This window comes from Spirosoma humi (assembly GCF_054776575.1).
Genome location: NZ_BAAHBR010000015.1, coordinates 475,522 through 494,787, shown reverse-complemented (window position 1 = coordinate 494,787; position 19,266 = coordinate 475,522). Strand labels below are relative to the sequence as shown.

The 19,266-nt window shown below is 49.8% G+C and carries 15 protein-coding genes; 12 read left to right on the top strand and 3 right to left on the bottom strand.

Features of this window, described 5'->3' with window-relative positions; genetic code table 11:
* Window positions 1–91 precede the first annotated feature (91 nt).
* The 4 genes from ACYU8Y_RS18380 to ACYU8Y_RS18365 all read left to right on the top strand — a co-directional run bounded on the left by ACYU8Y_RS18380 (window position 92) and on the right by ACYU8Y_RS18365 (window position 7,082).
* Window positions 92–673 (top strand): RNA polymerase sigma factor, encoded by a 582-nt coding sequence (locus ACYU8Y_RS18380; RefSeq protein WP_460939519.1) that lies wholly within the window; start codon window positions 92–94, stop codon window positions 671–673.
* A 45-nt stretch (window positions 674–718) separates the two neighbouring features.
* On the top strand, window positions 719–1,807 hold the full coding sequence (locus ACYU8Y_RS18375; RefSeq protein ID WP_460939518.1) for a FecR family protein: 1,089 nt from the start codon (window positions 719–721) through the stop codon (window positions 1,805–1,807).
* Between the two features lie 246 nt (window positions 1,808–2,053).
* Window positions 2,054–5,332 carry a SusC/RagA family TonB-linked outer membrane protein gene (locus ACYU8Y_RS18370; protein WP_460939517.1) on the top strand — a complete coding sequence of 1,093 codons (3,279 nt, stop codon included), beginning with the start codon at window positions 2,054–2,056 and terminating at the stop codon, window positions 5,330–5,332.
* 19 nt (window positions 5,333–5,351) lie between these two features.
* Window positions 5,352–7,082, top strand: a complete 1,731-nt coding sequence (locus ACYU8Y_RS18365) for a RagB/SusD family nutrient uptake outer membrane protein (protein ID WP_460939516.1) — start codon at window positions 5,352–5,354, stop codon at window positions 7,080–7,082.
* 82 nt (window positions 7,083–7,164) lie between these two features.
* On the opposite strand, the gene ACYU8Y_RS18360 is transcribed toward ACYU8Y_RS18365, so the two are convergent.
* Both ACYU8Y_RS18360 and ACYU8Y_RS18355 read right to left on the bottom strand, forming a co-directional pair.
* Window positions 7,165–8,019, bottom strand: coding sequence for a DUF2911 domain-containing protein (locus ACYU8Y_RS18360; RefSeq protein ID WP_460939515.1), 855 nt, complete (start codon window positions 8,017–8,019; stop codon window positions 7,165–7,167).
* Window positions 8,020–8,392: 373 nt separating this feature from the next.
* A complete protein-coding gene (locus ACYU8Y_RS18355) occupies window positions 8,393–8,746 on the bottom strand; it encodes a hypothetical protein (RefSeq protein ID WP_460939514.1) in 354 nt (117 codons plus the stop codon).
* A 61-nt stretch (window positions 8,747–8,807) separates the two neighbouring features.
* Here ACYU8Y_RS18355 and ACYU8Y_RS18350 point away from each other — a divergent pair, with 61 nt between their 5' ends.
* Window positions 8,808–9,269, top strand: a complete 462-nt coding sequence (locus tag ACYU8Y_RS18350; protein ID WP_460939513.1) for an OsmC family protein — start codon at window positions 8,808–8,810, stop codon at window positions 9,267–9,269.
* A 110-nt stretch (window positions 9,270–9,379) separates the two neighbouring features.
* Complete coding sequence (locus tag ACYU8Y_RS18345) at window positions 9,380–10,198, top strand: thymidylate synthase (protein WP_460939512.1); 819 nt, start codon at window positions 9,380–9,382, stop codon at window positions 10,196–10,198.
* Window positions 10,199–10,253: 55 nt separating this feature from the next.
* Here the strand turns inward: ACYU8Y_RS18345 and ACYU8Y_RS18340 are convergent, their stop codons facing one another.
* Entirely contained in the window at window positions 10,254–10,556 is a 303-nt protein-coding gene (locus ACYU8Y_RS18340) for a 2TM domain-containing protein (RefSeq protein ID WP_460939511.1), read from the bottom strand.
* Window positions 10,557–10,688: 132 nt separating this feature from the next.
* Between ACYU8Y_RS18340 and ACYU8Y_RS18335 the strand changes: the two genes are divergently transcribed.
* From ACYU8Y_RS18335 to ACYU8Y_RS18310, 6 genes are all read left to right on the top strand, one after another.
* The gene (locus tag ACYU8Y_RS18335) at window positions 10,689–12,416 is read left to right on the top strand and encodes a helix-hairpin-helix domain-containing protein (protein ID WP_460939510.1); all 1,728 of its coding nucleotides are present in this window, start codon (window positions 10,689–10,691) and stop codon (window positions 12,414–12,416) included.
* Window positions 12,417–12,516: 100 nt separating this feature from the next.
* The gene (locus ACYU8Y_RS18330) at window positions 12,517–13,797 is read left to right on the top strand and encodes an AAA family ATPase (RefSeq protein WP_460939509.1); all 1,281 of its coding nucleotides are present in this window, start codon (window positions 12,517–12,519) and stop codon (window positions 13,795–13,797) included.
* Window positions 13,797–14,501, top strand: a complete 705-nt coding sequence (locus ACYU8Y_RS18325; protein ID WP_460939508.1) for an RloB family protein — start codon at window positions 13,797–13,799, stop codon at window positions 14,499–14,501. Before ACYU8Y_RS18330 ends, ACYU8Y_RS18325 begins: the two co-directional genes overlap by 1 nt.
* Before the next feature lie 180 nt (window positions 14,502–14,681).
* Window positions 14,682–17,093 (top strand): TonB-dependent receptor, encoded by a 2,412-nt coding sequence (locus ACYU8Y_RS18320; RefSeq protein ID WP_460939507.1) that lies wholly within the window; start codon window positions 14,682–14,684, stop codon window positions 17,091–17,093.
* Window positions 17,093–18,163, top strand: a complete 1,071-nt coding sequence (locus ACYU8Y_RS18315) for a DUF4249 domain-containing protein (protein ID WP_460939506.1) — start codon at window positions 17,093–17,095, stop codon at window positions 18,161–18,163. Before ACYU8Y_RS18320 ends, ACYU8Y_RS18315 begins: the two co-directional genes overlap by 1 nt.
* A gap of 51 nt (window positions 18,164–18,214) precedes the next feature.
* On the top strand, window positions 18,215–19,213 hold the full coding sequence (locus ACYU8Y_RS18310; protein WP_460939505.1) for a glycosyltransferase family 9 protein: 999 nt from the start codon (window positions 18,215–18,217) through the stop codon (window positions 19,211–19,213).
* Window positions 19,214–19,266 lie beyond the last annotated feature (53 nt).

Sequence of the window (19,266 nt, the reverse complement as noted above, 5' to 3'; positions counted from 1 at the left end):
AGGTGAGTCGGCAGGAATTGCGCATGCCTGGGAATGCAGAATCAGTACACACTGGAATAAGATCTTAGCTTAAGCGCATTATATTAACGAAGTGGACGAACTGCAACTTTGGACCGCTTTTCAGTCGGGAGATGAGGATGCGTACACGCAGCTTTATCAACTACACGTTCGGGCGATGTACCGTTATGGTATGAGTCTGGTAGCGGCTTCGGAAGCCTTCGTACTGGATTGTGTGCACGATGTATTTACGGAGATCTGGGTAAAACGAACCCGGCTCGCGATACCGACCAATGTCCGGCACTATTTATTGAAAGCCCTTAAAATTCGAATCCTCCACCTACTCGAACGCAAGGAACATCCGGTTCAGTCATTGACCGAAAGGGATTACGATGCGCTCTGGACGGAGCCTAACGATCTGGAGCTTCTGGAAGAACTGGAGGCCGCCAATTCCCGCAAAGAACGCTTACAGCGACTTATCGATCAGTTGCCGCCCCGCCAGCAGGAAGCGCTTAAACTGCGCTTCGTTGAAAACATGAATTACAACCAGATTGGCGACGTAATGGATGTCAACCACCAGTCGGCCAAAAATCTGGTATTCAGGGCCGTCGAGAAGCTCCGGGGCTGGATTATTCTGCCTTTTTTAACTTTTATAATTTTTTTTATAAATAAGTGAGTACGTTTTCGCATTCTCGTCATCTACTGACAAACCCAGTAGATTTTGCAGCACGATTACGATCACTTTTCATCCGCTGATTTTTTAACCGACGACTTTTTCGTTGAGCATCAACTGGCACCAACACCCCAGTCGACAACATTCTGGGAGGCTTGGTCCAGGGAGCATTCTCAGGAGCAATGGCGGCAGGCGGTGAGTCTGTTAGAGGCTATTCGGCTGGGGCTCGATGCGTATGCCCAGACCCATCTGCCGGAAGAAACGATTCGTCAACTACTCATCCGAATTCAGCAGACGAATGCTCAGTCAATCAAAGCAACGGTTCCTGTGAGTCGGTTTGTCTGGGTCAGGTGGGTGGCGGCAGCCTCGGTTGGTCTGGCAATGGGTATCTGGTGGCTGACCAGGTATACGGCAACACCTTACGAGCAACGATTGGCGACACTGACAAAAACGGTCACCGAAAAAGTCAATACGACCGACCAGCCCCAGCTCGTTCGTTTACCCGATCAATCGGTTGTCTCGCTAAACCCAAACAGCCGCTTAAGTTACACGACTGATTTTGGCCAGAAAAACCGGCTGGTGTATCTGTCCGGCGAAGCCACCTTTGCGGTGACAAAAGACACCCAGAAACCGTTTCTGGTACTGGCGAATGAGTTGGTTACGAAGGTGGTCGGGACGAAGTTTAGTATAAGGGCTTTTTCCCGGGAAGACCAGGTTCGGGTTCAGGTGCTTTCGGGACAGGTGTCGGTTTATCGCGATCACGCCAATTCCGCACGCGTACACCAGAAAGGGGTTCTGCTGCTGCCAAACCAGCAGGTCGTATTTATCCGGAAAACGGACCGGTTCGATAAATCTCTGGTCAGCCAGCCATCCCTTATAAGGCCTCCAAATCGCACCAAGCAATCCGCAGCGTTTGTCTACAATGAAACGCCGATTTCTCAGGTTCTGAAGGACGTAAAAGAAGCCTATGGTATTGACATTCTCTACAATAAAGAAGCGCTTATTGATTGCCAGTTAACCTCATCAATGGATGGTCTGTCCTTTGACCAGAAGTTGCTGATCATTTGTAAAACGGTTGGGGCAACCTACGATATCATTGATGGCCAGGTGGTTATCAATGGTGGGAGTTGCCAGTAAACCATTTTGGATCACCTCGTTCCTCTACCACTTACATGATTATCATCCCTACCGCCTATGGACCAGTAACCAATGCTATGCGTTAACCCGATCTGAAAAAGCCAATGGTGCTTGCTCCACCATTGGCCCAACGGTTCCCTTCCTGCAACAGCCTGCTATGGGCTGAAGGGAATTGCTTTGCCCGCTTTCAAACTGACAAAACCAATCAAAATTATGAAAAAAGTTAACCCTTACTTATTAAGGTGTATGAAAGGTACGTTCTTCCAGCTAATGCTGGCGCTAACCTTCGCCGGTGTGTCGTGGGCCGACGACGCATCGGGTCAGGAAATGCTGGATCGCCGGGTCAGCCTGAGCATTCAGCATGAGTCAATCAAAACTGTTCTGCACAGTATTGAAAAAGCCGCTAACGTTAAGTTTTCCTATAGTCCCCAAATTGTCCGCTCGAAACAACTCGTTTCAATGCGGGTGCAGAACAGTACGTTAAAAGATGTACTGGAGAAACTGCTGGTTCCTTTGCAGGTCAGTTTTAGCATTTCCGGCGATCAGATTATCCTGGCCCGCACGGCGGCCTCTTCCGTTACTATCGAGATGGGTGACCCCAACGGTGGCCTGGAAGCGCCAGCCGATCGAACCATCTCCGGCGTTGTTTCGGACGAAAAAGGCGAAGGGCTGCCCGGCGTAAGTGTGGTTGTCAAGGGAGCCACGCGGGGTTCGGTCACGGATGCGTCAGGTTCCTTTAAACTGACCATTCCCGATGGGCCTCAGACGCTGGTGTTTAGCTTTGTTGGCTTTACGACCCAGGAAGTCCCGATCAGCAATCAGACAACGCTGAACGTACAGTTGAAGCCCGATGTGAAATCCATCAACGAAGTTGTGGTCGTCGGGTACGGATCACTCAGCCGGAAGGAAGTGACCAGCGCGGTTACCCACTTGTCATCCGGCGATCTGCTTCGGGTTGGTAGCAATAGCCCGTTGATGGCGATTCAGGGAAAGGTAGCCGGTTTATCCGTGACCAACACCGCGGCCGGCGATCCTAACTCAACGCCCAACATCCAGTTGCGTGGGGTTTCTTCGCGCAGCGCCGGGCTGGGACCCCTGTTTGTTATCAATGGTGTACCGGGGGGTAATCTGGATAATATCAACCAGAATGAAATCGAATCCATCGACGTTCTGAAGGGTGGGGCGGCCTCTGCCATTTACGGAACCCGGGGTAGTAACGGGGTCATTGTGGTGACGACGAAAAAAGGATCGTCGGAGTCCCGCATTTTTTATGATGGCTACAGCTCATTCGATTACGTTACCAACAAACTGTCGGTCCTTTCCCACGATGCGTTTCTGGCTAACAAACGGGGGGTAGATCTGGGAGGCAATACCGACTGGACGAAAGCGGTTAGCCGTAGTCCGGCTTTTTCGCAAAAACATACGTTGCAGTTTTCCGGCGGCAATGGAAAGACGAACTATTTTACGTCGCTGGATTATCGGAATGCGAAGGGGATTGACCTACGCTCCGCCAAGCAGGAATATGGTGGCCGGGTAAACATCAACCATACGTCGACCAATAATTTATACGCCATTACCTTCAGTGCAGCGCCCCGCTATGCCAAAACCAGCGGAGCCGATTATGGCGGATTTAACTACGCCCTGACGCTCAACCCCACGCAGCCTCTGTACGACAACACGGGTAAATACGCGTACATCAACAATGGCTTTTTTGCCAACAATCCGGTTGAGGCCGCCAAGAATGTTTTGTCAGGGCAGGAGATAAAATACCTGGATCTAAACACGTCGTTCAAACTGAATCTGCTCGATAACTTATCGACAGTCGTGACGCTGGGCGAAGTAAGTTCATCCTTCCGGAATGAGAATTTCAGCCCCTCAACGCTGACGACGGTGATTAATGGGACGAAGCGCAACACGGCTTCTCAATCCCTGGATGAGAACGATCAGAAGAGTTTCGAATGGATAGGCAACTACGCCCTGGAGACCGGTAAACATTCCTTTAAGCTGCTGGGCGGGTATTCGTACCAGGCGTTCATGTCATCGGGCTTTAATGCCTCTAACGAAAACTTGCCTTCGGATGTTCTGACGTACAACAACTTGGGGTCTGGTCTGTGGAACCTGGAAAAGGGCATCAACAACGTAGGGTCCTACCGGAACAGCTCTAAGCTGGCGGCCTTTTTTGGTCGGATAAACTACGATTATGATCAGAAATACTACTTCTCGGCCAGTCTTCGCCGGGAGGGGTCGTCCAAATTCGGGTACGATAACAAATGGGGCTATTTCCCGGCAGCATCGGTCGGCTGGCGCATTACCCAGGAGAAATTCGGACAGGGAATCGGTTGGCTGAACGAGTTGAAACTACGGGCGGATTATGGGGTGACCGGTAATCAGGACTTTGGAAATTACTTGTCGCTGGATACCTATGGTGGGTACGGCTATTACCTGTACAACAATACATCGTACCAGGTGTGGGGACCAAGCCAGAACACGAACTACGACCTGCGCTGGGAAAAAGCGATCAACGTCAACGTTGGTCTTGACTTCGACCTCTTCAAAAACAGCCGGCTAACCGGTAGTTTGAATTATTACGTTCGTACGAACAAGGATTTGCTGGGCTCGTATAATGTGCCCAACCCGCCCAACGTGCAGGGGTCTACCTTCGCGAACGTAGGGACGATGCAGAACTCGGGCCTGGAAATCCAGTTGAGTGCGGCCGTTGTCAGCCAAAAAGACTTTACCTACAATCTGGCCTTTACCGGAGCGACCAACAGCAACAAGTTTGTCAATTTCTCCAACGATGCCTACAAAGGACAAAACTACATCGACGTGTTGGGGATGCCCGCACCGGGTAGTCCGGGGAACATCCAGCGCCTGCAGGAAAACACCCGGATCGGCAGTTTTTATATGTTGAAGTCGGCCGGGGTAGATGAGACGGGTGCGTTACTGGTTTATAACAAGGCGGGCGACGTGATCATGGCCAACAAAGCGACCAATGACGATAAGCAATTTGTCGGCAATGGCTTGCCCCAGTTTACGGCGGGCCTGACCAACAGCTTCAAGTATAAGAAGTGGGATTTGACCGTTTTTCTGCGGGGGGCGTTTGGCTACAAATTATTCAACACCTACGCCTTTTACTTGGGAACACCAGCCACCCAGCAGAATGCCAATACGCTGACCTCGGCCTATGACGGCGGCAAGTACTCGAAACTGACCAATGCCGCTACGTATTCTTCTTTGTCGGATTACTTCCTGGAGTCGGGTAGTTTCGTCAAAATTGACAATGTGATGCTGAGCTATACCCAGCCGCTGACGGTTAAGTTTCTGCGCTCGGTACGGGTTTACGCCACCACCCGCAACCTGAAGACCTTCACCAAATTTACGGGCGGAGATCCTGACTTAATTCAGACCAACGGCTTGTATCCGGGGGTTAATCAGCGTGTCGATAGTAATGGAAATACCGTCGGGACGATCAATTATTTCCCATCAACGACGCAACTCCTGCTGGGCCTGCAACTCACGTTTTAACCTTACTACGACATAACCAATGAAAGGGAATCATATTTTTACTAGTTTTCTGGTCAGGGTTTCGGCCTCCTTTATTCTGCTGATGGCGGTGGGGTGTACCAACCTGGATGAAGTCCTGTACGACAAAATCACTTCCGAGAATTTCCTGCAGACCAAGAACGATGTCATTCGGGATTTTCTGCGGCCATTTGAGCACAGCTACTGGACCATTCAGGGCGGCTCAACCTTCATGCTTCAGGAAAATAGTACCGACGAGCTGATGACGGCTAACCGCCAGGGGGACTGGTTCGATGGGGGGCAATACCAGCGGGTTCATAACCACACCTGGACCCCCAACGATGGCTATACCACCGATGCCTGGAATGCCCTTTATGGGGGTGTTACCCTGGCAACGAATACGCTGGAGGATTTGCAGGGCATTACAGATCCCGGCAAATTCGATATGAGTCAGGCCGAACTCGACGACATGATCGCTGAAGTGCGGACCCTCAGAGCGTGGCTTAACCTGCGACTGCTGGATTTCTACCGGAACATCGTTCTGGTGAAAAAAGTAAAAGGCGAATCGGCAGGCGGTCCACAGGTTTCACCGCAGGAAGCGTTTTCGTACATCGAACAGGAATTGAAGGAGTCTCTGCCCAAGCTACCGACCCGCCAAAGCCTGGGTGACAATGCCATTGGGCGCTGGACCCAGGGTGGGGCGGCCGCCTTGCTGGTTCGTCTGTACCTGAACGCCAAAGTGTATACGGGAACCGACCATTTTGCTGATTGTGCCGCTGTTTGTCAGGACATCATTGCTGGTAAGTATGGCACTTACGGGCTGGAAAAACGGTGGGATGCCCCCTTCGATTACACCAATCCGACCTCCGCAGAGGTAGTTTTTGGTTTTCCCGGCAGCTTTGGGCTAACCCACTGGCAGTACGATGGCGGTATGTATTTCTTCATGATGCCGGTCAACGCGCCCTATTATTTCGGATTCACGGACTTTGGTACGTCCAATCCTAAATATGCCTTACAGCCCGGCCGGGATGTCGATAGTACGGAGTATTCTTTTGCCCTGGGTAAACCGTATCTGAAGTTTAAAAAATACGCGGATGATTACCGGTTGAAAACCTACAGGAACCTGGGTAACAGCACCCGGGAAGGTATGTTTCTGTCGGGCTATCTGCCTTACATCAACACGAATGGCAAAGTCGATACCGTGCGTTCGACCAAAGGACCATACGCGCTGTTTCTTCGGGACCAGGTGGGTATGTTCTTGGACGCCAAGCCCGGCACTAAAATCGCCGATAAGGTGTCGAATATGAACCATGCCGACCAAAATTCGGGCCTTGTTCCGGTAAAGTATCCGTACTATCCGAGCAGTGATCCTAACAAAATTTCGTCGGCTTACGCTGAAATTCGACTGGCTGAAATTTATTATTCCCTGGCCGAATGCAAATACCGGGCGGGCGATAAAGCATCCGCGGCTACATTGCTGAATACGGTTCGGGCGCGTAACTACCCGGCGGGTTCACCTAGTCTGTACAAGCCCGACGGCAGTCAGTTGACCGATCAGGAGATGATCGATGAGTGGGGGCGTGAATTTTTGGTCGAAAGCCGTCGTCGCACGGATTTGATCCGGTGGGGCGTATTCAACTCGGGCACCTGGTGGGACAAGCAACCCGATGCTGATAACCACACCGCCATTTTTCCCATTGGACAGAATGTGCTGAACGTTTCGACACAATTGAAGCAAAACCCTGGATACTAACCGGAAAGGTTGTTGCTTACCCGAACGAAAAACGGCCGCCCCTGCTAGGGGCGGCCGTTTTTCGTTCGACAGAGAACGGATTTTATTTTTTTGCCGAAGCGATCAGGTCGTTGGCCATTTTTACGTAATCCGCATTTTTGGCTTCGCTCGCTAACGCAACCGTTTTTTCAGCGCTGGCAATCGCACTGGCTTTTTCTTTCAATTTCAGCTCAATCCGGGCTTTCAGCAACATCACCCAGAATGCTTTTGGATTTTGTTCCGTGGCTTTGGTTACCCAGCCAAGCGCTTGTTTCAAATCCCGGTTTGTGTCGTAATAATAGCTGGCAGCCTCGAAATAAGCCGGTTTATCCGATGCCATGGAAGCTTCGATGTTCTTCACGATCGTTTGATCGATATCGGCGGTGATGGTAACCGGAACGCGGGTTTTATCCCACATGATTTCCAGGACGGCCGAATTAGGCAGAATATCGGCGATGTTGATGGTAAACGTTTCTACTTTGTTCGCCAGCGTAGTCGGTTTCACCTGAACCCGTACGACTTCGTTTTCCTTTTTGTAGTCGCCCACGTTGGCACCCAGCGCCAGATCTTTGGAAAGCATAACTTCCCAGCTGTTTTTTCCGGGAATCGTGAACAGTCCGTAGGTGCCCGCTTTTACTTCTTTACCTTCCAGCTTCACATCCGATGAAAACGTGATTTTAGTGGTTGCATTGGCACCCGTCCGCCATACTTTATCGTAGGGCACCAGATCGCCAAAAATGGTTCGGCCTTTAACCGCTGGCCGGGAGTAGTCGAGCGTAATGTCGCCCAAGGCAAAACTCTGTTTGGTGGTCTGGGAAGGGCTGGCTGCGGGTACTTTAAGTTGAGCCTGAGCAACTGAGAGTGAACAAAGTGTGAGAAGAACAGCTACGGCAAGGGGTGTAAAACTTAGTCTCTTCATAATTGAGAAATGATGAATGTAATGCGTGTACGTTTGTTTTTTTGACGCCCAAAGGTACAGATTATTGAGCCTATTATGATTCGCAGGCTGTCAAGGAAGCGTAATTTTTGACTAGTCTATCGACTGAAGAAGTTAAGGCAACCCAGTTGGCTTGGACGGACCCGGAAATTTTTAACGCTGGCGTATAAACGTTTCTTTGCCTGTCATTTTTTGGAGCCTGTTTTGGTCGATGAGTAGGCCTGACCGACGCATGGGAGGTTTCAGTTAGCTAAACCAGTCCTGATGAGCATGTTGTAGACTCCGCTTTTTGTAAAGAAACGGTCATAAACAGGTACGCGGCAAGCGAATGATAGCGGTTGTCGCTTGGAAAGAATCAGAAAAGTCCCTGGCCCAGGAAATGCGGCAACGAAAGAGGCTTATTGTTCAGGATAAGAAAATAAACCAATCCTGCTAGTACTAAATAGCTGAACGCCAGCCACTTTTTCTTTTGCGCAAACTCCGCCGGGTGGTGGTAGTAATCATAAATCATGGAGGCCGATAAGCCCATGACCATCAGAAAGAACGAGAACACGCCAAAATCTGTTCGATAGAGACTCACCGACTGCATGAACTTTGCGCCCGACAGAATGTAAAGCAACCAGGCACCGAACCCTGCCCGATACAGGTAGACGCTCAACCGCCGGTCGTTTTTAAGGTCAAAAAGGTCGTCAGTGAATTTTTCAGACATGGCCGGTCTTTACGTTTGGCTGGTGAAAATACAAACTCTTTCCATTAAACGCAAAAACACAATGCTTGATTCACAACCGGTTGACACCGTTCAGGAATTTAAGACAATGCAGGTCGAGTTGGTTCGCGTCGACAATGCCTTTCATTTTGAAGCGCTTGGTGCCTCTGGCGTAGCCCAGCATATGGATGCCGCCACCGACATTGGTGGCCATAACGCGGGAGCCCGCCCGATGGAGATGTTGCTGATGGGCCTGGCTGGCTGCTCGGCTATCGACGTTGTCCTTATCCTGCAGAAACAGAAACAGGTGATCGACGACTTCCGGATGAAAGTTGACGGGTTACGGGAAAAAGACGCAACGCCATCGCCCTTCAAAAAGATTCACATTACGTACCTGCTCAAGGGACAGTTGGACGAAGTAAAGGTGAAACGCGCCATCGACCTTTCGATGGACAAATACTGTTCCGCGACTGCGCAGTTTCGCCCGTCCGCCGATATTACGTATTCGTTTGAGATTCAGGCCTGAGCAAACGTCTACTTACGTTACAGTGCACTGAACCCCTCCGCCTTTCGGGCGAGGGGTTTTATTTTTGTCGTAAAGTTTGCCTTACCCCTCGCGACTTACGACTTTTGTTTATGCAACAATACCACGATCTCCTACGCCATATTCTTGCCAATGGTTCGCGCAAAACAGACCGTACCGGCACTGGCACTATAAGTGTTTTTGGTTATCAAATGCGCTTCAACCTGCAGGATGGTTTCCCGCTGCTTACGACGAAGAAAGTACATACGAAGTCGATCATCCATGAATTGTTGTGGTTTATCAAGGGCGATACCAATATCAAGTACCTGAAAGACAATGGCGTGTCGATCTGGGATGAGTGGGCGGACGAGCATGGCGATTTAGGCCCCGTGTACGGCAAACAGTGGCGAAGCTGGCAGTCGAACGGACAGACGATCGACCAGTTGAGCGATGTGTTGAAACAGCTTAAAAACACGCCGGATTCGCGCCGGATGATCATTTCGGCCTGGAATCCCGCCGATGTACCCAGTATGGCTCTGCCCCCCTGTCATCTGTTGATGCAGTTTTATGTAGCGCCCCCGGACCCCGAAAAAGGAGAGACGTTAAACAAACTCTCCTGCCAGCTTTACCAACGCAGTGCCGACGTGTTTTTGGGCGTACCCTTCAACATTGCCAGCTACGCCTTACTGACAATGATGATTGCCCAGGAATGCGGCTACACAGCCCACGAATTCATCTGGACAGGCGGTGACACTCATTTATACCTGAACCACCTGGAACAGGTGGAAACCCAGCTCGCCCGCGACATCCGCCCACTGCCGACCATGCGGCTGAACCCGGCGGTGAAGTCCGTCTTCGACTTTACGTACGACGATTTCTCGCTCGACAATTACAATCCGCACCCGGCTATCAAAGCGCCGGTAGCTGTATAGCGTAGTGTGAAACGTGAAGCATACGGGGTATACGCTCTAGTCTTCACGTTTCATATTATTGAATCACCAGCTTCTGGTACTCTTTTTCAATCATGTTCTGTTCACTGCCTCTGTGGTATACGCTGGCGTAGTGGGACAATAAGCCAATGCCCCAGCCGATCATCGGAAAAATAGGCCAGGGAAAAAGAAGACCCGCGTGGTTTGTTGACCGAACGGCGAATGTGGTGAAGGCCCAAATGAGCCATAGCCCGGCATTACTAATCAGAAAAGAGTGCAGGTGAATACGAAAACCGACGCGGGCTTTCGCTTGTTTCCATAAAGAAGGGTCGCGTTGAGGAGCGGAATGGATCGGTGCCATGATCTTGATTTTTAGACAGGGTTAATAAACAGGTTTGTCTGTTTTGATGAAGCAAATATCCAGGTGCCCGGCGCTCGTTTTCTTTAAAATCTGACCAATTGCCAAACTGGCGGAGTGAATTAACCCATTATCATGACCAATTCCGAAATCGTCGACCTGCTTGAACTGACTGGCCGGTTGATGGAGCTTCACGACCGTGACGCCTTCAAGACACGTACTTTCCAGAGTGCCGCCTTTAACCTGGACAAATCCACGGCCGACCTGAGTAATCTGCCCGTTGACGAACTGGTTAAACTGCCCGGCGTTGGTAAATCCATAGCACAAAAAATCCGGGAGATAGCCGACACCGGACACTTGACAGACCTCGACGAGTTACTCGCCCAAACGCCCGAAGGTGTTCTGGACATGTTCCGTATAAAGGGATTGGGCATAAAAAAAGTCCGTACGCTCTGGCATGAGTTAGGCATTACCAACCTTCGGGATCTACAACTGGCGGGAGAGAGTGGCCAGATTGCCAAAATAAAAGGATTTGGGGCCAGTACGCAGGATAAAATCCTGGCGGCACTGGAGTTTTTGCAGGAGCAGCAGGGCAAGGTTCGGATGGATAAAGCCGCGATGATGGCTAACCTGCTCCACGACGAATTGGCAACGCATTTTGAGCGCGTTGAAATAAGCGGCCAGGTACGCCGGAAAGCGCAGGAGGTCGATGCCGTACAGCTGCTTATCCAAACCAGCGATCCGGTTTCGGCAATGGGTGTTCTGAACACGTTGCCGAATCTAACGCAGCACGAGGCCGAGTCGTCGCCGTTTGTCTGGCGGGGCCGACTGACTGGGTTCGATGTTCAGGTAGAATTGTTGTTTTATCCGGCCGAACAAATGAATCGGCAACTCTTCATTCATACCGCTGCCGACCCCCATTTGCTCCAGGCCGGAGCGGGCGGTATTCCGTTACTGCAGGTTGCTTACGCCAGTACACTGTCGGAGGTAGCGCATTCAGAAGACGTAACGGAAACGGAACGAGCCATTTACCAGCGGGCGGGCTTGCCCTATATCGTGCCCGAAATGCGGGAAGATGATTTTGCCTTTCGCTGGGCCAGTCGCCATACCAGCGAAGAACTGGTTACCTGGGACGATCTTCGGGGAACGCTTCATAACCACAGTACCTGGTCGGACGGGAAGCAGTCCGTGGCCGGTATGGCTGCGTACTGCCGGGAGCTTGGCCTGAGTTACTTCGGCATTGCCGACCACTCTAAGACAGCCTCTTATGCCGGTGGGCTAGACGCTGAACGGGTTCGTCAGCAACAGCTTGAGATTGACGAGCTGAACAAAGGGTTCGGGTTAGACTTCCGAATTTTCAAGGGTATCGAATCTGATATTCTGGGTGACGGTTCGCTCGATTACGATGACGCTACGCTGGCGACCTTCGACTACGTTGTGGCGTCGGTTCACCAGACGCTGACGATGACGCAGGAGAAAGCCACCACGCGCTTATTACGGGCCATTGAAAATCCTTATACAACGATCCTGGGCCATCCAACCGGCCGGTTACTGCTCGCCCGCGAAGGGTACCCGATTGATCATCGGGCCATTATCGACGCCTGTGCTGAACACAAAGTCATTATCGAAATCAATGCCAGTCCTTACCGGCTTGACATTGACTGGCACTGGATCGATTACGCCATGCAACAGGGCGTTATGCTAAGTATCAACCCCGACGCGCACGACCTGGTTGGATTACTGGACATGCATTATGGGGTAGCCGTTGGCCGGAAAGGCGGATTAACCAAAGCCATGACGTTCAATGCCCTGACACTGAACGAAATGAGTAGTTATTTCCAGGAAAGGCGGACTAAAAAGTAATTCTAGACAAATAAATAGCTAAATGTGAGAAAATTTCTCACATTTAGCTATTTATTTGTCTAGAATATAAGCGGTGATTCTCCATTTTATTAAAGTTGTCATGTTGATTGAATTTAGTCTCGCCAATTTTCTATCTATAAAGGACCGACAAACGTTACGCTTAGATGCGTCATCTATAAGTGAACATCGTGAACAGTTAATTAATGCTGGGCGCTATCAACTGATTCGAAGCGCGGTCGTGTATGGCGCTAATGCTAGTGGTAAGTCGAACGTGTTGAAAGCAATGGAGGTAATGAATCGGATTGTAACCACATCGGCAGCCCGTTCATCAACAGCCGAAATCGAGATCGAACCGTTTCAACTTAGTACCGAAACTGAGGGGAAACCAAGCTATTTTGAGATATTGTTTTTACTCGATAATTTACGCTATCGGTATGGCTTTGAAGTTGACCGGAAATCAGTAAAAGCCGAATGGTTATTTGTAGCTCGCAAAGAAAGGGAGAAGCCCTTATTTCTACGAGAAGCAGATAAAATTGAAGTATTTAAAGATTTTAAAGAAGGAAAAGGTTTAGAGGAAAGAACTCGTGATAATGCTTTGTTTCTAGCTATATGTGATCAATTTAATGGAATAGTAGCGAAGCAGATAATGATTTGGTTTAATCGGTGGTTGGTCGTTTCAGGTTTGGGACATGAAAGCTACCGAAAAATTCTTTTTCGTTTATTAGATGCACCAACAATACGGGAGCGTTTACTTAACCTGATGAGTCTGCTTAATTTAGGCTTTTCAGATATAATACTTCAAAAGGAAGAAATAGATGTTGAGAATGAATACTTGTCAAGATTTTCTGAAGAAAGCCAGCGAAAGATATTTGATTTAGTTAAAGGAGAATTTACGACAGGTATTAAGACTATTCATCAAAAGTATGATGACCGCAACAACTCAGTTGGAAATGTGATCTTTGATTTAGATACGAATGAGTCAGCAGGCACTAATAAGTTTTTTGATTTACTTGTCCCAATTTACTTAGTCTTATACGATGGGGGTATCATCATAGTCGATGAACTAGATGCTAAACTGCATCCGCTAATGACTCAGGCAATTATTCGTCTTTTCAATCAGCCTGAGCTAAATCCGAAAAATGCCCAGTTAATTTTTGCCACACATGATACTAACTTGCTGTCCGCTAAGCTGTTCCGGCGAGATCAAGTCTATTTTACTGAGAAAGATCAATATGGAGCGACATCCCTATACTCATTAGTTGAGTATCAGGAAGAAGATGGCACGAAAATACGTAAAGACCGTTCGTTTGAGGAGGATTATATTCAGGGACGCTATGGGGCCATTCCGTTCATCGGTGATTTATCGAAAATTGCGTCATAATGGCCCGGAAAGTAAAAATAGACAATGCTTTACGAAGCCGTTTCGACCGTCAGGAAAGTAGTCGTAAACAGAATAATAGAGTTAAGCGACGTTTCTTCCTAATTGTGTGTGAAGGTGCTAAAACGGAGCCTAATTATTTCAAAGGACTGGAAAAGAATCTGCCGCCCGGTGTTGTCAATACTATAGAACTAGCTATTGAAGGAGAGGGGCATAACACGTTAACCGTTATACAGGACGCGGTTGATGCTAAGGCGAGAATTGAAAAGCAGGGGCGAATTATTGATGAAGTTTGGGCCGTATTTGATAGAGATAGTTTTCCAGAAGCAAATTTTAATAATGCTATTTTTAAGAGTAAAGCTCTTAATGTCCATTGTGCCTGGACAAACGAGGCTTTTGAACTATGGTATCTACTCCATTTTCAGTTTTTCCAACATGGGATGTCTCGCACTGATTATAAAGGTGTTATTGAACGTGAATTGTCAAAGAAATTAAACCGGTCTTACAAATATCAGAAGAATAGTGAGGAAATGTTTTTACTCCTTCAACAGCATGGTGATATGAAGCAGGCCATAATTTGGGCAAAAAAGTTGGAAACTGTGTTCGCTGGCCGCACCGATTATGCAAATCATAACCCATGTACGAAGGTGCATGAATTAATTGAGAAATTATTATTTCCAGAAACAATAAGTATAAAGAATAAATAAGTAATTATATTTATAACTACTGGATAATATACTTAAGTAAATAATATCCTTTTGTCGCGTATGAATTAATAATCCGTTAAGGGGAGTCAGAAATAGGGTATATCGACCAGTTTACGCCTTTAGTCCATTAAGTATCAGCTTAATGGACTTTTTGCTTTTACGCCTTCTAACCACCAGCCTATGCGATTTTTACGTTTACTGTTGCTTTTCTCATCGTTGCTTAATGGGGCAATGGCCCAGCAAAAAAACAACTTAACAGGGGCCGCATCTATGTTTTCGGCAACGGGCTACGTTCGGGATGCGAAAACCGGTAAACCAATTCAGGGGGCCAATATTGTCGTACTGAACGTATCGAAAGGGTATGTGACTGCAAAGGATGGGTTCTATATTGTGCAACTGCCGCCCGGCAACTACATATTACGCTTCTCGCACGTGGGCTACCGCTCCAAACAGGATACGATTTCGCTGCAGAAAACGCTTTTCCGGGAAGTGACGATGGAAGACGATGCCAAAGATCTGGAAGAGGTCGTCGTAACGAGTGAGACACCCGACCGAAATGTTCGTAAAGTTGAAATAGGTGTCTCGCAACTCACCATTCGCAGTATCCGCCGGATTCCGCCCCTGATGGGCGAGGTTGACATTGTGCGTAGCCTGTTGCTGCTGCCGGGCGTAACAACGGTTGGCGAGGGCGCGCCGGGTTTCAACGTCCGGGGGGGGAGTGCCGACCAGAACCTCATTCTGTTCGATGAGGCTCCGGTGTTCAATTCAAGCCACTTGATGGGGTTCTTCTCCGTGTTCAATCCGGATGTCGTTCGTGACGTAACCCTGAATCGGGGCGGGGTAGCGGCTGCCTACGGGGGAAGGGCGTCGTCCGTGCTGGATGTGAAGATCAAAGAACCGGATGCTACCAAATGGAGCGTTAATGGCGGTATTGGTATCATCTCCAGTCGCTTAGGCGTCGAGGGGCCCATCATCAAAAACAAACTGTCCTTTCTGGCAGGGGCGCGGGCCTCGTTCAATGATTTTCTGTTTAAACTGGCTCCCCCAAATCTGAAAGGGACACAGGCCAATTTTTATGACCTGACGGCCAAACTCAAGTACCAGCCCAACGAAACGAATACGATCACGTTGACGGGCTACCTGGGTAAAGACATCTTTAAACTGGCTTCCGACTCCCTCTCCGGGCAGGAAATCAATGCCTCCTCAACCCGGTTCAACTACCAGACTGCGAACGCCGTACTGCGCTGGAATTACTTCATGAGCAAGCAGGTAAATCTGGCTACATCCGTCATCCTGAGCCGTTATCAGGCCGATCTGTCGTCTTCTGATTCATCAAACGCCTTTCAGTTAAAGTCGGGTGTCTGGCATCGTCAGCTAAAGTCAGACCTGACCTACACTCCCAATGAAACCCACCAGTGGCAGACAGGCGTCAGTGCGATTGCTTATCAGATTCAGCCCAATACCCGAATTCCGGGACCGTATTCCAACGTGCTGCCGGTTGACCTTGCCCGCGAGCAGGCCTATGAACTCGCAGCCTATGTTCAGGATGAGTGGAAGGTGAATTCGGCGGTGGCGATCATTGCCGGTCTGCGCTATTCCGAATTACTAAACCGGGGGCCCGCTACGGTACGTACTTACCAGGAAAATGGCCCCCGGGAGGATGAAACAGTTGCTTCGCGGCAAACGTACGGATCGGGGGAAACTTATCACACAACGGGTGGACTGGAACCCCGGCTGGCGGTACGCTGGTCGGTCAGTGAGGGAAAGGCCATCAAAGCGGGCTATAGCCGACTACGGCAGTACATTCAGCAGGTCACCAATACTACAGCCGCCCTGCCTACGTCGCGCTGGCACCTGAGCGATAGGTATACCAAACCCGTCATCGCCGACCAGTGGTCACTCGGCTATTTCAGTAATACCGCCGACAACGCCATTGAAGCATCGGGCGAAGTGTATTACAAGACGCTGACCAACGCCATCGATTACCGGGACGGAGCTGAATTACAACTGGCCGAAGCAGTTGAAACGCAGATTGTGCAGGGGAGTGGCCGGGCTTACGGATTTGAAGGGTTACTGCGGAAAAATAAAGGGCGCTGGACGGGTTTCATGAGCTATACCTACGCGCGTACCTTCCTGACCATGAACAGCCCCTACGCAAGCGAACGGGTCAACAGCGGGAATCCGTATCCGGCCAACTACGACAAGCCTCATACACTTAACGTCCTGGCTACGCACCGGCCAACGCCCTGGTTCAGTATGTCGTTGAACTTTACGTATAGCACGGGGCGCCCCACAACGCAGCCAGCGGCCGTTGCCCGGGTGGCTGGAATAGTCATCCCGATCTACCTGGACCGTAACCAGCAGCGCGTGCCGGATTATCACCGACTTGATTTTTCAATGACGTTCGAACAGAATCCGCTCAAGCACAAGAAAAACCAGAGCAGTTGGGTATTTTCGATATACAACGTGTATGCCCACAAAAATGCCTATTCCATCTTCTACAAGCTAAGCCCGGCCTCGTTTTCGGATGCTTATAAGCTGTCTATTTTCGGAACGGCTTTCCCATCACTGACCTACAACTTCAAATTCTGATGCGACGTTCTGTTTCCGTACTGGCTCAACTCGTGCTGTGTGTTCTCCTCCTGGTTTCGTGCGTAACAGAATTCCAGCCTGATCCGGTCAGCATTCCCCCATCCCTGATCATTGAAGGGCAGGTTACCGATCAACCCGGTCCGTATACGATCAAGCTCACCCGAACGGCCGACTACTCATACAAAAGCCTCAACCTGCTGGAAGCTGGCGCCACGGTCGTCATCGCCGACAACCTGGGGAATCAGGAAACCCTGCAGGAAATGTCGCCCGGTGGCACCTATCAGACCAGTGCAACGGGGATGCGGGGCGTGCCGGGGCGACGTTATACGCTCACGATTCAGACCCGATCCGGCAAACGGTATGTGTCGACACCGGAGGTTTTGCCCGCTGTGCCACCCATTAAAAAACTGTATTACGAATCCAGATATACGCCCACGACGACCGTCGCCGATGCCGAACAGACCTGGTCTGTTTATGTAGATTCGGACGATCCGGATACGCTGGGTAACTATTACAAATGGAGCTGGACGCATTATGAAATGGTGGCTGCATGCCGGAAAACATTCATACCTGCCCAAAATATCTACACGGGTATTTCATGCTGTTCGGAATGCTGGGATATTACCCGATGTTATAATTGCCTTACGCTTAACTCCGACGCCAATATTAACGGAAAGGCCATCAGCCGGCAATTTATTACCGATGTACCCTTTACGTCATTCAGTCGATACTACATAGAGGTTGAACAACAGGCCCTTAGCCGGAATGCCTATCAGTTCTGGAAGAGTGTGCGGCAGTTGACCAGCAATACGGGTGGCCTGTTCGATGCCGCTCCGTCGAGTGTGCAGGGGAATGTAACCTGCATCAGCGATCCCGGCGAACGGGTCTATGGGTATTTTGGGGCTGTTGGCGTTTCTGCAGGCTATTTATATGTAGACCGGAGCCAGGGCCAGGGCGGCCCCAAACTGGATTTCCCGACGGTGATACCCTACCCGACAACCCCACCCTGTATCGTGTGCGAAAATAACTTGTACCGCACACCCGTCAAGCCGCGCTGGTGGAGTTATTAATTGGTTTGGTGCGGTGTTGTAAATAGAATAGATTTGTGAAGCAATTACACTATGGCCTCCCCGGTAAACGTACTGATTCTGCAATTTGCCTCCATTGGCGATGTCGTTTTGACGTCGCCCGTTGTGCGTTGCCTGAAACAGCAACTGCCCAACGCCACCATTCATTTCTGCACCAGACAGGCGTATGCGCCCATCGTTGCCTACAATCCGTATATCACGCAGTCGTACTATTTACAGGATAGTTTGTATGCCCTGATCCGGCAACTCGGGGCTCAGCGGTTCGATTACGTCATTGATCTGCAAAACACGTTTGCCACCCGCCTGATCAAAGCCGCGCTGGGTTCGCGTTCCTATAGTGTTGAGAAACAGTTGTTTCGTACCTGGCTTTATGTCGGCTGGAAAATCAATGCGCTCCCTGATCAGCATGTTGTGGATCGCTATATGGCCACGGTGCTGCCCCTGGGGATCGAAAACGATGGGCGAGGGCTGGATTATTTCATTCCGTATAAAGATGAGGTTGAAGCCAGCTGGTTGCCAGAAACGCATCAGAATGACTACGTTGCCTATGCGATTGGTGGCAAGCACATGACCTGTCGATTGCCGCTGCTGCGGATGATTGAGTTATGCCTTAAAATCAATTACCCCATTGTCTTGCTGGGTGATAAGGAGGATCGTCAGGTCGGCGACGAAATAGTAAGAGCCATTGGGCATCAGCAGATTTATAACGCCTGTGGCCTGTTTAACCTCAACCAATCCGCTTCATTTTTACAACGGGCCCGGGTCGTTTTCAGTCACGATACAGGACTGATGCATATAGCCGCTGCCCTTAGAAAGAAAGTTTATTCTATTTGGGGGAGCACGACACCTCAGTTCGGCTTCTATCCCTATAAAACGGCCCACGTCCGGCTCGAAACACCGGGTTTGGGTTGCCGTCCCTGTTCTGCCACGGGCCTCGGTAACTGCCCGATGAAGCACTTCAAGTGCATGAATGATCTCTCGTTCGATTTTGACGTGAAAGAGTTGCGAACGAAAAAAAAGAACTTTGAGTGAGGTCTTGGTCGCTTGGAGCCCGTAAGCCAATACTAACGAGAAAAAGTTAATTT